The sequence below is a fragment of the Mycobacterium sp. HUMS_12744610 genome, assembly GCF_041206865.1.
Classification (GTDB): Bacteria; Actinomycetota; Actinomycetes; order Mycobacteriales; family Mycobacteriaceae; genus Mycobacterium; species Mycobacterium servetii.
Map to the genome: position 1 here is coordinate 5,510,551 of NZ_JBGEDP010000001.1, position 14,323 is coordinate 5,524,873.

General features: G+C 70.6%; 11 protein-coding genes. 7 read left to right on the plus strand and 4 right to left on the minus strand.

The window, feature by feature from the left end:
- Positions 1–19: 19 nt before the first annotated feature.
- The 4 genes from grpE to AB8998_RS26845 form a co-directional block, all read right to left on the minus strand.
- Positions 20–658, minus strand: coding sequence for a nucleotide exchange factor GrpE (grpE, locus tag AB8998_RS26830; RefSeq protein WP_369740954.1), 639 nt, complete (start codon positions 656–658; stop codon positions 20–22).
- Positions 655–2,517 (minus strand): molecular chaperone DnaK, encoded by a 1,863-nt coding sequence (gene dnaK, locus AB8998_RS26835; protein WP_369740955.1) that lies wholly within the window; start codon positions 2,515–2,517, stop codon positions 655–657. Before dnaK ends, grpE begins: the two co-directional genes overlap by 4 nt.
- A gap of 166 nt (positions 2,518–2,683) precedes the next feature.
- Positions 2,684–3,730, minus strand: coding sequence for a CobW family GTP-binding protein (locus AB8998_RS26840; protein ID WP_369740956.1), 1,047 nt, complete (start codon positions 3,728–3,730; stop codon positions 2,684–2,686).
- Between the two features lie 245 nt (positions 3,731–3,975).
- Positions 3,976–4,545: a nucleotidyltransferase family protein gene (locus AB8998_RS26845; RefSeq protein WP_369740957.1), complete on the minus strand. Its 570-nt coding sequence runs from the start codon at positions 4,543–4,545 to the stop codon at positions 3,976–3,978.
- 65 nt (positions 4,546–4,610) lie between these two features.
- Here AB8998_RS26845 and AB8998_RS26850 point away from each other — a divergent pair, with 65 nt between their 5' ends.
- From AB8998_RS26850 to AB8998_RS26880, 7 genes are all read left to right on the plus strand, one after another.
- The gene (locus tag AB8998_RS26850) at positions 4,611–6,947 is read left to right on the plus strand and encodes a xanthine dehydrogenase family protein molybdopterin-binding subunit (RefSeq protein WP_369740958.1); all 2,337 of its coding nucleotides are present in this window, start codon (positions 4,611–4,613) and stop codon (positions 6,945–6,947) included.
- A complete protein-coding gene (locus tag AB8998_RS26855) occupies positions 6,944–7,825 on the plus strand; it encodes an FAD binding domain-containing protein (RefSeq protein WP_369740959.1) in 882 nt (293 codons plus the stop codon). The genes AB8998_RS26850 and AB8998_RS26855 overlap by 4 nt, the downstream gene beginning before the upstream one ends.
- A complete protein-coding gene (locus tag AB8998_RS26860) occupies positions 7,818–8,330 on the plus strand; it encodes a (2Fe-2S)-binding protein (RefSeq protein WP_369740960.1) in 513 nt (170 codons plus the stop codon). Before AB8998_RS26855 ends, AB8998_RS26860 begins: the two co-directional genes overlap by 8 nt.
- A 59-nt stretch (positions 8,331–8,389) precedes the next feature.
- Positions 8,390–8,968 carry a hypothetical protein gene (locus AB8998_RS26865; protein ID WP_369740961.1) on the plus strand — a complete coding sequence of 193 codons (579 nt, stop codon included), beginning with the start codon at positions 8,390–8,392 and terminating at the stop codon, positions 8,966–8,968.
- 60 nt (positions 8,969–9,028) lie between these two features.
- Entirely contained in the window at positions 9,029–9,571 is a 543-nt protein-coding gene (locus tag AB8998_RS26870) for a hypothetical protein (RefSeq protein WP_369740962.1), read from the plus strand.
- A gap of 98 nt (positions 9,572–9,669) precedes the next feature.
- The gene (locus tag AB8998_RS26875) at positions 9,670–11,373 is read left to right on the plus strand and encodes an Hsp70 family protein (protein ID WP_369740963.1); all 1,704 of its coding nucleotides are present in this window, start codon (positions 9,670–9,672) and stop codon (positions 11,371–11,373) included.
- 255 nt (positions 11,374–11,628) lie between these two features.
- Positions 11,629–14,310, plus strand: a complete 2,682-nt coding sequence (locus tag AB8998_RS26880; RefSeq protein ID WP_369740965.1) for a (Fe-S)-binding protein — start codon at positions 11,629–11,631, stop codon at positions 14,308–14,310.
- Positions 14,311–14,323: the final 13 nt, after the last annotated feature.

Consider the following 14,323-nt stretch of genomic DNA (forward strand, 5'->3'; position numbering starts at 1 on the left):
TGTGTGCTGATTGTGCGTTCTAGTCACCGGAGCCGGGGCCGTTATCGTCGGTGTCCCGCCCGGTTTCGCCGGACTCGACCGTGTCGACGACCGCGACCAGCGCGTGCCGCAGTACCTGGTCGCCGAGCCGGTAGCCCTGACGCATGACCGTGCCGATGACCGGCTTGGCGCCGTCGGCACCGTCTCCCTCGTGCTGCACGGCCTCGTGCAGCACCGGGTCGAAGTCCTCGCCCTCGGCACCGAACGCCGTCAGGCCCAGCCCGGTCAGCGCGCTCAGCAGCTTGTCGGCCACCGACTTCAACGGCCCGGAGTCCAGGTCGCCGTGCTTGCGCGCCCGATCGAGATCGTCCAGCACGCCCAGCAGTTCGTTGACGACGCCGGCCTTGGCCCGGTCCGCGGCGGCCTGCTGGTCACGCTGCGCCCGCTTGCGGTAGTTGGCGAAATCGGCCTGCACGCGCTGCAGGTCGGCGGTCAGCTCGGCTACCCTGGTCTCCGCCTCGCCGGACCCGCCCGGTGAGCCGGCAGCTGGCACCTCTCCCGGCGCTGCCGCGCCGGGAGAGGTGTGCCGGACTTCGCCGGTCTCGGGATCGATGCGGCGTTTGTCGGTGACCGTTACCTGTTCCTGGTTGCCTTCAGCTTTTTGGTTTCCGTCGCTCACTTGGACTCCCGGTCGTCGTCGACGACCTCCGCGTCCACGACGTCGTCGGTCGAACCGGACGGGCCGCCCGCCTCGGCGCCTCCCGCGGCCTGGGTGGCCTCGTAGATCGCCTGCCCTAGCGCCTGGGACTCCTGGCCCAGCTTCTCCATCGCCGACTTGATCGCGGAGATGTCGGTGCCGGCGAGCGCCGTCTTGGCGTCGGCCACGGCGGCCTCGACCTTGCTCAGCGTCTCCTCGGGAACCTTCGAGCCGGCCCCTTCGTCTCCAGAGGCCTCTTTCTGCTCGTTGACGAACTTCTCCGTCTGGTAGACCAGCGTCTCGGCCTGGTTGCGGACGTCGGCCTCCTCGCGGCGCTTGCGGTCCTCCTCGGCGTGGGCCTCGGCGTCCTTGATCATCCGGTCGATCTCCTCCTTGGACAGGCCGGAGCCCTCCTGGATCTTGATCGTGTTCTCCTTGCCGGTGCCCTTGTCCTTGGCGGTGACGTGCACGATGCCGTTGGCGTCGATGTCGAAGGTGACCTCGATCTGCGGGACCCCGCGCGGGGCCGGCGGGATGCCGGTCAGCTCGAAGGAGCCCAGCAGCTTGTTGTGCGCGGCGATCTCACGCTCGCCCTGGTACACCTGGATCTGCACCGACGGCTGGTTGTCGTCGGCAGTGGTGAACGTCTCCGACCGCTTGGTCGGGATCGTCGTGTTGCGCTCGATGAGCTTGGTCATCACGCCACCCTTGGTCTCGATGCCCAGGCTCAGCGGCGTGACGTCAAGCAGCAGAACGTCTTTGACCTCGCCCTTCAAAACTCCAGCCTGAAGAGCCGCTCCCACCGCTACAACTTCATCGGGGTTGACGCCCTTGTTGGGCTCCTTGCCGCCGGTGAGTTCCTTGACCAGGTCGGTCACCGCGGGCATGCGGGTGGAACCACCCACCAGCACCACGTGGTCGATCTCGGACACCGAGATACCGGCGTCCTTGATCACCGACTGGAACGGCTGACGGGTGCGGTCCAGCAGGTCCTGGGTGATGCGCTGGAACTCGGCGCGGGTCAGCTGCTCGTCGAGGAACAGCGGGTTCTTGTCCGCGTCGACGGTGATGTAGGGCAGGTTGATCGAGGTCGATTGACTCGAGCTGAGCTCAATTTTTGCCTTCTCGGCGGCCTCGCGCAGCCGCTGCATCGCCATCTTGTCCTTGGTCAGGTCGATGCCGCTGCTGGCCTTGAACTTCTCCACCAGCCAGTCGACGACGCGCTGGTCCCAGTCGTCGCCACCGAGGTGGTTGTCACCGCTGGTGGCGCGGACCTCGACCACGCCCTCGCCGATCTCGAGCAGCGAGACGTCGAAGGTGCCGCCGCCCAGGTCGAAGACGAGGATGGTCTGTTCCTTCTCGCCCTTGTCCAGGCCGTAGGCCAGCGCGGCCGCGGTCGGCTCGTTGACGATGCGCAGCACGTTCAGGCCGGCGATCTGGCCGGCCTCCTTGGTGGCCTGACGCTGGGCGTCGTTGAAGTAGGCGGGCACGGTGATGACCGCGTCGGTGATGTCCTCACCGAGGTAGGCCTCGGCGTCGCGCTTCAGCTTCATCAGCACGCGGGCGCTGATCTCCTGCGGGGTGTACTTCTTGTCGTCGATCTCGATGGACCAGTCGGTGCCCATGTGCCGCTTGACCGAGCGCACGGTGCGGTCGACGTTGGTCACCGCCTGGTTCTTGGCGGGCTGGCCCACCAGCACCTCGCCGTTGCGCGCGAACGCGACGATGGACGGCGTGGTCCGCGAGCCCTCGGAGTTGACGACGACGACGGGGTCGCCACCCTCGAGAACCGCGACGACGGAGTTGGTGGTCCCGAGGTCGATGCCGACCGCACGAGCCATAGTGATTCCTCCTGAGTAGTCGAGCGTCTTACTGCTGAGTGCCCCCCGCTCAAGCCTGCTCCTCGCGAAGCGGTGGTGTCAACCTAGGATTGAGTCGGATGCACTCAAGTTGTCGATCATGCTAACGGCGGGCGCGGTCGTCTTGTTCCCGGGGCCCCAGAGCAGTTCAGATGCTTTGCCTACGGTGGCGCTGCAACCGACGCACGCAGGCGGCCGGGGCCGGGCCGTCGATGGGGCGCAATGCGGCCGTCATGCCTTCGCGCACCCGGTCGACGTCAAGGCCGGTGCCGATCGCGACCAGCGCATTGGCGTGCGCGCCGGGCAATGCGGGGGCGACATGCACCGAGGTGCCCACGACGTTGACGACGTAGCGGCGCACGCGTTCCCGATAGCGAACGGCGACGGTGCCTTTCATCCGGTACACCCCGACCGGAGGGTCCTCGAGAAGATCGAAGACCGCGCCGGGATCGACGCACCCGTCGCCGGTGACCGTCACAGAAGCAACGCGGTCGTGACGGTGGTGGCCGTCGTGGTCTCCGGCGGCTTCGGTGGCTTGGCCGTCGAGAAGCAATGCGCGGAACGACAACTGGCCCGAGCCGGCCTCGTCGTCGGTCTCGGAGACGTCGAACAGCAGGGTCGGGTCGACACGCCCGCCGACCGCGCCGACGATGTGGGCATCCGGATTGCTTCCCCGGACCCGCGTCTCGATGCGCTCCAACACCTTCGCGCGGTCGTCGGGGGGGATCTGATCGAGTTTGTTGACCACCACCAGCGACGCCGCGCCGTAGCGGGCCGGTGCCGCCCCTCCGCGGTCGACGGTGTCGAAGTGGCGAGCCGCGTCGATGACGTCGACCACGCCGCCGTGACGCACTCGCTCCACACCGCTGAACCGGATCATCCGCGACACCGCGGTCGGTTCGGCCAGACCGGACGCCTCGACGATGATGACATCGAGGTTCAGGCGGGGGTCGGCGAGCTTGGCGAGAGCTTCGTCGAGACCGCCGTCGTCGGGCAGGCAACAGAGACACCCACCGGCGATCGACGCCGGCTCGTCGATCTGACCCGTTACCAGCCCGGCGTCCACATTGAGTTCTCCGAAGTCGTTGATGACGACCCCGATGCGGGCCCCGGGCGCGCGGAGCACGTGGTTGAGCAGGCTCGTCTTGCCCGCACCCAGAAAGCCGGTCAGTGCGATGACCGGTATCGCTGCCACGCTGCTCCTCTCCCGGTACGGACCGACCCAGGTAAACATATCGACGCAAATCGGAGCTCAGGCCGCGTTGCCCGGTGCCGAGGTTGCTGCTGGGTCAGCCTGAGCGTTCCCACCAGTCGCGGCGTCAGGAGCCGGATGCCATCGCCAGCTGCAGATGATCGGCCCCGGCGCGCGCTGGAGGCCGTCCCGCAGCGGACCCTGGCCCTGATCGCGCTGCTGGCGGCGGTGGCGATGAACCTGATCTCCTAACGCGGCTCGTCTTGAGGCTCGTCGACGTCCTGGCCGCCGGCGAGGTCGCCGCACTCGACGTTCGCGACGTCCGTCCGCTCGCGCAGGTACACCCCCGCGCCCTGGTCCCCGGATATCCGGGTCAGCACCTCGGGCCAGTGCCGGCGCGCGATGACGACCGGGTGCCCCGGCCGCCCGCCGAAGACGGCGCGCGCCAGCCCGCTTGCCGACGCCTCCGCGCGGCCCAGCACCCGCGCCACCACGTCGGGGCCGACGTCGGGGGTGTCCACGACGTGCAGCACCGCGTAGTCGGCGCCCAGGCGGTCGGCCTCGGCCAGGCCGGTGCACACCGACGCGCTCAGCCCCTCGCGCCAGCGCGACGCCGTGACCGCGGTGACCCCGGGCGGGGCGGGCACCTCGGCGGCGCCGAGCACCAGCACGACGCCGGCGCAGCCGCCGTCGCGCAGTGCGCCGATCGCGGTCGGCAGCCAGCCCTCGACCAGCACCTTGGGCTTGCCGTACCGCCGGCCCGCGCCGGCGGCCAGCACGATCCCCACGTGCCGCGGTGTCGACTGCGGTAACCCCACTCTCCTATGATGACATCGGACTTCTCATCGAGCGATAACCGTGCGCAAACTGCGGATGGAGCGTCATGGCCCACGACGTGCAGGCAGCCCCGACCAGCCCGGCGCCGCGCTACGCGGGCACGCGCGTGCAACGGGTGGACCTGCGGCTGCTGACCGGCCGCGGCAGCTTCGTCGACGACATTTCCCGGCCCGGCATGCTGCACGCCTGCTTCGTGCGCAGCCCGTTCGCCCGCGCGAAGATCAACGGCATCGACGCCTCGGCGGCGCTGGCGCTGCCCGGGGTGCGCGCGGTGTTCACCGCCGCCGACCTCAACCCCGACGTGCACGAGGCCTGGCACGCCGTGGCCGGCAAGGACGTGCCCGACACGCCGCGGCCGCCGCTGGCCGAGGGCGAGGCGAAGTTCGTCGGCGACCCGGTCGCGCTGATCGTCGCCGAGAACCGGTATGTCGCCGAGGACGCGCTCGAACTCGTCGACGTCGACTACGAGCCGCTGCCCGCGATCACCGACCTCACCCGGGCCCAGACCTCCGAGGTGCTGGTGCACGACGCCTACGCCGACAACGTCGCGGGCGGCCTGGGCGGGGCGCCGCCGGACGAGGAGCTGTTCGCCTCCGCGGCGTGCGTGGTGAAAGAGCATATCTACCAACAGATCTACGCGCCGGTGCCGATCGAGACCCGCGGCCTGGTCGCCGAGTGGTCGGCCGCCTCCGGGGAGCTGACGCTGTGGGCGTCCACGCAGACCCCGCACGAACTTCGCGCCTTCTGCGCGCGCCTGCTGGGCATCCCCGCCCAAGGTGTCCGGGTCATCATGCGCGACACCGGCGGCGGCTTCGGCCAGAAGGTCGTCCCGATGCGGGAGGACATGTGCATCATGCTGGCCGCGCGCAAGGTGCCCACGGCGCTGAAGTGGATCGAGGACCGGCGCGAGAACCTGATGTCGGCCGGGCAGGCCCGCCACGTCGACGGCACCGCGCGCATCGCGTTCGACTCCGACGGCACCATCACCGCGGCCGACATCGACTTCGTGCAGGACGTCGGCGCCTACCCGACGCCGTACCCGGTGCTGACCACGGCCGCCATCGGCATGTTCTTCCCGGGCCCCTACCGGGTGCCCAGGGCCAGCTTCAACTACAAGACGGTGTTCACCAACACCAGCGGGCTGGCCGCCTACCGCGGCCCGTGGCAGTACGAGTCGCTGGCCCGCGAGATCGTGCTCGACATCGCCGCCCGCAAGATGGGCCTGGACCCGGTCGAGTTACGGCGGCGCAACCTGCTGCGGCGCGACGAGATGCCCTACGTCAATCCCAACGGCATGCCGTATGACCACGTCGCCCCGATCGAGACCTTCGAGCAGGCGGTGAAAATCCTCGACCACGAAGGGTTCCGCAAGGAGCAGGCCGAAGCGCTGGCGCAGGGCCGCTACCTGGGTCTGGGTTTCTCGGCCTACATCGAGCCGACCGGCGCGGCGACCGGGCACCTGGCCACCGAGGGTTGCACCATGCGCATGGAGCCCACGGGCCGGATCAACGTCTACGTCAACGGCGGCTCCAGCGGAAACAGCCTGGAAACCACGGTGATCCAGCTGGCCGCCGACGCGCTGGGCGCCGACATCGACGACGTGGCCACCATCCAGGGCGACACGGCGATCACCCCGTATGGGGCCGGCACGCAGGGCAGCCGCAGCGGCCCGATGACCGCCGGCGCCGTCGCCCAGGCGGGGGCCGCGCTGCGCGCCAAGATCGTGGCGCTGGCCGCCAACCAGCTCAAGGTCTCCGAATCTGAGGTGGAACTGGCGCATTCGACCGCGATCGTGCGCGGCGACCCGTCGCGGAAGGTGACCTTCGGCGAGCTGGCCTACCTCGCGCACTACTCGCCTCAACAGCTGCCGCCCGGGATGTCCCCCGAACTGGAAGCCACCGCCCGCTACGTCGCCGCGGCCCCGATCCTGTGGGCCAACGCGACCCACGCCTGCACCTGCGAGGTCGACGTGGAAACGGGCAAGGTGACCCTGCTGCGCTACATCGTCAGCGAGGACGTCGGGCCCATGATCAACCCGGCGATCGTGGAGGGCCAGATCGCGGGCGGGACGGTCCAGGGCATCGGCGGCGCGTTGCTGGAGGACCTGCGCTACGACGACGACGGCAACCCGCTGGCCACCACGTTCGTCGACTATCTGCTGCCGACCACCACCGAGGTTCCGGCCATCGAGTTCGGGCACGTCGAGATACCCGGCCCCGGACCCGGCGGCTACAAGGGCGCCGGGGAGGGCGGCGCGATCGGGTCGGTGCCGGCGGTGATCAACGCGATCAACGACGCGCTCGCACCGCTGGGCGTGACGGTCACCCGGCTGCCGGCCAGCCCCGCCTCGATCGCCGCGCTGCTGGCCGGGAGGGACCGGTGAAGCCCGCGTCGTTCGCCTACCACCGTCCCGACACCACCGACGAGGCGGTCGGGCTGCTGGCCGAACTGGGCGAGGACGCCAAGCTCATCGCCGGCGGGCAGAGCCTGGTGCCGATGCTGTCGATGCGGCTGGCCTACTTCGACCACCTGATCGACATCTCCCGGCTGCGCGAACTGCAGGGCATCGAGCGGCGGGGTGACGGGGTGTGGATCGGCGCGGGCACCACCGAGGCCAGGGTGGGCGCCGATCCCATAGTGCGCCAAGGGGTTCCGCTGCTGGCCCGGGCGACACCGTTCGTCGGGCACTTCCAGATCCGCAACCGCGGCACCCTGGGCGGGTCGATCGCCCACGCCGACGCCGCCGGCGAATACCCCGCGGTGGCCCTCACCCTGGACGCGGTGCTGGAGGTGGCCTCGCCGCGCGGGCGCCGCGAGATCGCCGGCGCCGACTTCTTCGTCGGCCTGTGGGAGACGGCCATGGGCCCCGACGAGGCGCTCACCGGTGTGCGGTTCCCGTCGTGGCACGGTAGGTGCGGGTTCGCGGTGCACGAATTCGCGCGCCGGCACGGCGATTTCGCGATCGCGGGCGCGCTGGTCGCGGTCCAGCTCGACGACGGTGACCGGGTGTCCCGCGCCGCGATCGGGTTGCTGGGCCTGGGCGCCACGCCCCGGCGCGCGGCCGCGGCCGAGGCCGCGGTGCTCGGCGAGCCGGTCGGCGGGCTGGATCCCCGGGACGTCGGCCGGACCGCGATGAGCGGGCTCGACGACATCCCGACCGACCTGCAGGGGTCGGCACCGTACCGTACCCAGGTGGGAGCCGCCATGGCCGCGCGCGCCTGGACCCAGGCCGTACAGGAAGCGCAGGCCCACCATGCATGAGGAACCGATCCGGTTGTACGTCAACGGAACCCCGACCAGCGCAAGCGTCGAGGCGCGCATGACGCTGGCCGACTTCCTGCGCGAGCGGTGCGGGCTCACCGGCACCCACCTGGGTTGCGAGCACGGGGCGTGCGGCGCCTGCACGGTGCTCCTGGACGGTGCCGCGGTGCGCGCGTGCCTGATGTTCGCGGTGCAGGCGGACGGCGCGGAGGTGACGACGGTGGAGGGCATCGCCTCGCCCGACGGCGCACTGTCGCCCGTGCAGTCGGCGCTGCGGGAGTGCCACGGGCTGCAGTGCGGCTTCTGCACGCCGGGTTTCGTCATGTCGCTGACCGCGCTGCTGCGCGATAACCCCGAGCCCACCGACGCCGAGATCCGCGAGGGCCTGTCCGGGAACTTCTGCCGCTGCACCGGTTACCAGGGCATCGTCGCCGCCGCCCACCGGGCCGCCGAGGCGCTGCGCGGCGCCGATTCCCGCGCATCCACGGGCGCGTCACCGCAGTAGCCCGCGCGACTTCGGTGAATAATCTGAAGTCCGCTATTTCAGATGTTCGGGAGCAGCTCGTGCGGTTGTCACAGAAGGCGCGGTGGGGTCTGGCCGGAGGTTCGCTGCTGCTCTCGCCCGTGCTGGTCAGCGCCGTGCCGGTGTCCGGCTGCAGTTCCAGCATCGAGGGCCGGCCGGTCGCCGCGCCGGGCGCGGGGCCCGTCGAGCCCAGCATTCCCACGCCGGGTCCGGCACCGTCGTCGCCCCCGCCGGCCACCGCCCTGCCGGCCCCGACCGGACCGACCACGCCGTCGGGCGCCATCCCGCTGCCGCCCGACGACAACGGCTACGTGTTCATCGAGACCAAGTCCGGTCAGACCCGGTGCCAGATCAACAAGGACACCGTCGGCTGCGAGGCGCCGTTCACCGACTCCCCGCTCAAGGACGGCGAGCACGCCAACGGCGTCAGCATCACCGCCGGCGGGTCCGTGCAGTGGGTGCTGGGCAACCTGGGCGCCATCCCGACCGTCACGATCGACTACAAGACCTACGCGGCGCAGGGCTGGACGATCAACGCCACCCCCGAGGGCACCCGCTTCACCAACGACAAGACCGGCCACGGGATGTTCGTCAGCGTAGAGAAGGTCGACACCTTCTGAGCACCGCCGTTTCCGGGCGACGGCGACCACAACCGCCCCGGGGTCAGTAACATCGTTGCCGTGGCACGCTACGGCCCACCTGACGACTTCCACAACCAGCCGACCGAGCATGCCAATTGGGGCTTGGGCGGACACCCCCCGGAGGGGAGCGAAACCCCGCCGGAGGAGCCCGGTCAATTCGGGCAGCCGCAGGAACCCGACTCCTTCGACCAGGACGAAGAGCCCAGGCCCTGGTATCGCAGGCCCGCGATGCTGGTGGGCTGGGTCGTGCTGGTCCTGATCCTTATCGGGCTGATCGTGTTCGGCATTGTCGAGCTGATCGGCGGCAACCAGGGCGGCGGCAACGCCCCGTCGACGACCACGACCACGACCAGCACCACCTCGCCGACGAGCACCACCACGACCACCACGACGCCGACCAACACGACCACCACCACGACGCCGTCCAGCTCGGCCGCGCCGCCGCCACCCCCGGTGCAGCATCCCGCCCAGGAGCCGACGCAGCGGCCGGAGCCGCCGCACCACCACCTGCCGCATCTGCCGTCGGTGATCACCATCCCGGAGATTCCGACGGTGATCACGCTGCCGCCCGGCCTGCCCTGAGCACGCACCGCCGCGTCACCGGGGCCGCAGCGCGCCGGCGCCCTTAGACTCGCTGCAATCCGCGGCGGGGCGGCTGACAACGGACGAAGGTGTGCCAGATGAGCGAGTCGCTCGGGTTGTCGATCGGGGTGGCGAACCTGGTCGCGGCCCACCCGGGTGGCGCTTCGGTGCGCCGCAGCCCCGTGGTGACGCTCTACGAGCAGCGGGCGACCGAGGTCGGTCTGCCCGACGAGAACCCGAACCTCACCGAGCCCGGACTGGTGCTGCGGGGATTCGTCGAACGCGTCGGCGACCGGACTCCGCTGGTGGCGGCCGACGGGACGAAGTACCTCGGCGAGGTGCTCACGGTCGAGGCGATCGAGGCGATGGCCCGCACCGTGGGCTCCGGGACCCCGATCACCGTCGCGGTGCCGGCGTACTGGTCCGAGGCGCAGTCCACCGCGCTGCGCGAGGAGTTCTTCGCCCAGCCGGACCTGGCGGCCGGCGGCGTGCCGCCGATGCTGGTGTCCGACGCCACCGCGGCGCTCGCGGCGCTGCGCGCCGGGCCGGGGCTGCCGGCCGACGGGGTCGTCGTCGTCTGCGACTTCGGGGCCGGCGGCACCAGCATCACGCTCAGCGATGCGGGATCGAACTTCCGCCAGCTCGCGCCGTCGCTGCGCTACGCCGACTTCTCCGGCGACGCGATCGACCGGCTCGTCCTTCAGCACGTGCGGGGGACCGCGCCCGATCCCGACGCCACCACGCGGATGGAGTCACCGGGCCGCCTGCTCGGCCAATGCCGACGCGCCAAGGAACAACTGTCGGCGGCCACGGCGGCCATCATCCCGGGGGTTCCGGGAGCGTCCGGCGACGAGGTCCGGCTGACCCGCACCGAGTTCGACCAGCTCATCTCCGAACCGCTGGACCGCGTCCTCGACACCGTCGAAGAGGTGTTGCAACGCAACGGGGTTGCGCGGTCGCAGGTGGCCAGCGTGGCGATCGTGGGCGGCGGCGCCGCGATTCCGCTGATCACCACGAGACTGTCGGGGCGGCTGCGGTTGCCGGTCCTGGCCGCGCCGCAACCCGGCTACAGCGCCGCGATCGGCGCGGCACTGCTCGGCGAGCAGCGGGCGTCGGCGGGGCCTCCGACCGCGGCCGCGGCGGCCATCGAGAACCCCACCGAGATGGTCGGTGCCGCCCCCGACGACTTGACCCAGGCGGCCCGGACCGCCGCGGCGGACGCGGGCAACCCGGACGGCCAACCGGTGGCCTGGTCGCAAGACGCCGACGAGGAAGACTTCGTCCCCTACAGCGGTCCCGAGCACACCGGCGGCTACGGTCGCGAGCCGCGCGACGACGCCGGGCAGGACGGGCCGCTGCCGTGGTACAAACGCACGGCGCTCGTGTTGAGCCTGGTCGGAGCGGGCGCCGCCGTGCTGGTCGCGGTGCTGCTGGCGCTCACCCTGGGCCGGAGCAAACCGAGCCCGTCGGCGCCCCCGCCGACGCCGCAGACCGTGACCGTGACCGGGCCGAACAACAGCCCCACCGTGACGGTCATCCCGCCACCGCCCCCGTCTACCGAGCCGACGACCACCTCTGCCGCGCCGACCACCAGCGCGCCGCCGACGACGACGACGACCACCGCCGCCACCACCACCACCAGCGCGCCGCCGACCACCACCGCAACCACCACCCCGGCCCCGACGACCACCGCCACGACGACGACGGCGCCCAGCACGACCTCGCAGGCGACCACGACCCCGCCGCCCACGACCACCCGCGAGCTGCCGTTTCCCCGGCTCCAGCCCCCCTTCGGGGGCTGACGAGCACCGCGCTCCAGGAAACGGTGACCCTGCCGCCCGTCACGCCGACCGGCCCCACCCTGCCCGAGGTTTTTGAGGCGGCCGGGCGTCGGCGGCACCGGCCCCGGCCGGGTCTGCACCGCAGGCCAGGGGCACCGAACAACCCTAGGTTAGGGCACCCTTTCTCGCGGCGAAAGCGCCGGGGATGCAACTATGAGCAGGGCTAAGCAGGCAAATCACGCAGGCTGAACTAACGATGCATTGGGGAGATCCTCTGTGACCACACAGATGCTCATCAGATTGACCGTGGGCATGGGCATGACGCTGGTCGTGGCAGCCCTGGCCCTGCGACGGGTCTGGTGGCTGTTCAAGCTGACGACGTCCGGGCGGCCGGCCCCCGGGCACGCCGACAACCCCGGCCAGCGGGTCTGGACGGAGATCTCCGAGGTCTTCGGGCAGCGCCGCCTGCTGAAATGGTCGATTCCCGGTCTGGCGCACTTCTTCACCATGTGGGGATTCTTCATCCTGCTCACGGTCTACATCGAGGCCTACGGCTTCCTGTTCCAGGCCAACTTCCACATCCCGATCATCGGCCGCTGGGACGCCCTGGGCTTCCTGCAGGACTTCTTCGCCACCGCCGTCTTCCTCGGCATCACGACCTTCGCGATCATCCGCACCATGCGTAACCCACGCGAAATCGGGCGTAGCTCAAGGTTTTACGGCTCACACAACGGCGGCGCCTGGCTGGTCCTGTTCATGATCTTCAACGTCATCTGGACCTACGCGCTGGTCCGCGGCTCGGCGGTGAACAACGGCACCCTGCCCTACGGCAAGGGGGCGTTCCTCTCGCAGCTGTTCGGGGCGATCCTGCGGCCGCTGGGCCAGCCCGCCAACGAGATCATCGAGACGACGGCGCTGCTCGCGCACATCGCGGTCATGCTGGCGTTCCTGATCATCGTGCTGCACTCCAAGCACCTGCACATCTTCACGGCGCCGATCAACGTGATCTTCAAGCGGCTGCCGGACGCGCTGGGCCCGCTGCAGCCGGTCGAATACGACGGCAAGCCGGTCGACTTCGAAAACCCGCCCGACGACGCTCGATTCGGCCGCGGCAAGATCGAGGACTTCAGCTGGAAGGCCATGCTGGACTTCGCCACCTGCACCGAGTGCGGGCGCTGCCAGTCGCAATGCCCGGCGTGGAACACCGGCAAACCGCTCTCGCCCAAGCTCGTCATCATGGACCTGCGGGACCACTGGATGGCCAAGGCGCCCTACATCCTGGGCGAGAAGACCGCCGAGCCGCTCGAGGGCCTCGACCTCGAATCGGTCCACGAAGAAGGCCACCACGTCCCCGAGTCCGGGTTCGGCCGGGTGCCCGGCCACGGGCCCGAGCAGGCCGCGCGCCCGCTGGTCGGCACCGAGCAACAGGGCGGCGTGATCGACCCCGACGTGCTGTGGTCGTGTGTGACCTGCGGGGCCTGCGTCGAGCAGTGCCCGGTCGACATCGAGCACGTCGACCACATCGTCGACATGCGCCGCTACCAGGTGATGATGGAGTCGGAGTTCCCCTCCGAGCTGTCCGGGCTGTTCAAGAACCTCGAAACCAAGGGCAACCCGTGGGGGCAGAACGCCGCGGACCGCACCAACTGGATCGACGAGGTCGACTTCGACGTCCCCGTCTTCGGCCAGGACGTCGAGAGCTTCGACGGCTATGAGTACCTGTTCTGGGTTGGCTGCGCCGGCGCCTACGACGACAGGGCCAAGAAGACCACGAAGGCCGTGGCCGAGCTGCTCGCGGTCGCCGGGGTGAAATACCTGGTGCTGGGCGCCGGGGAGTCCTGCAACGGCGACTCGGCGCGCCGCTCGGGCAACGAGTTCCTGTTCCAGCAGCTGGCGGCCCAGGCCGTCGAAACCCTGGACGGGGTGTTCGAGGGCGTCCAGGCCGTCGACCGCAAGGTCGTCGTCACCTGCCCGCACTGCTTCAACACCCTGGGCCGCGAGTACCGCCAGCTGGGCGCCAACTACTCGGTGCTGCACCACACCCAGCTGCTCAACCGGTTGATCCGCGACAAGAAGCTGGTCCCGGTCAGCCCCGTGTCCCAGGACATCACCTACCACGACCCCTGCTACCTGGGCCGGCACAACAAGGTCTACGAGGCGCCGCGCGAGCTCATCGGGGCCGCCGGGGCCACCCTCACCGAGATGCCGCGGCACGCCGAGCGCAGCTTCTGCTGCGGCGCGGGTGGCGCGCGGATGTGGATGGAAGAGCACATCGGCAAGCGGATCAACCACGAGCGCGTCGACGAGGCCCTGGCCACCGGGGCCGCGACCGTCGCCACCGCCTGCCCGTTCTGCCGGGTGATGGTCACCGACGGCGTCAACGACCGCCAGGAGGAGGCCGGCCGCGAGGGCGTCGAGGTGCTGGACGTCGCGCAGATCGTGCTCGGGTCCCTCGAGTACGACAAGGCCACACTGCCGGCCAAGGGTGCGGCCGCCGAAGCCGCGGCGAAGGCCAGGCCCAAGCCCCAGGCCGAGAAGGCCGAGGCCGCGCCCGCGGAGGCGCCGGCCACAGCCGAGAAGGCCGCCGCCGCGCCGGCGAAGGCCGCGCCCGCACCTGCCAAGGGGCTGGGCATCGCGGGCGGCGCCAAGCGACCCGGCGCCAAGAAGGCCGCGCCCGCGGCAAAGGCACCGGAAAAGGCCCCCGAACAGGCGCAATCGCAGGCCGCGCCCGCACCCGTCAAGGGGCTGGGCATCGCGGGCGGCGCCAAGCGACCCGGCGCCAAGAAGGCCCCGGCCCAGGCGGCGCCCGAGAAGGCGCCCGAGACCGCGGAAGCCGAGCCGGAGGCCGCACCGAAAACCGAGCCGGCAAAACAGACCGGCGACGGCGAGGCGCCTCCCGCAGCGCCCGTCAAGGGCTTGGGCATCGCCCGCGGCGCCCGTCCGCCCGGGAAGCGCTGACCACCCGTTTGAC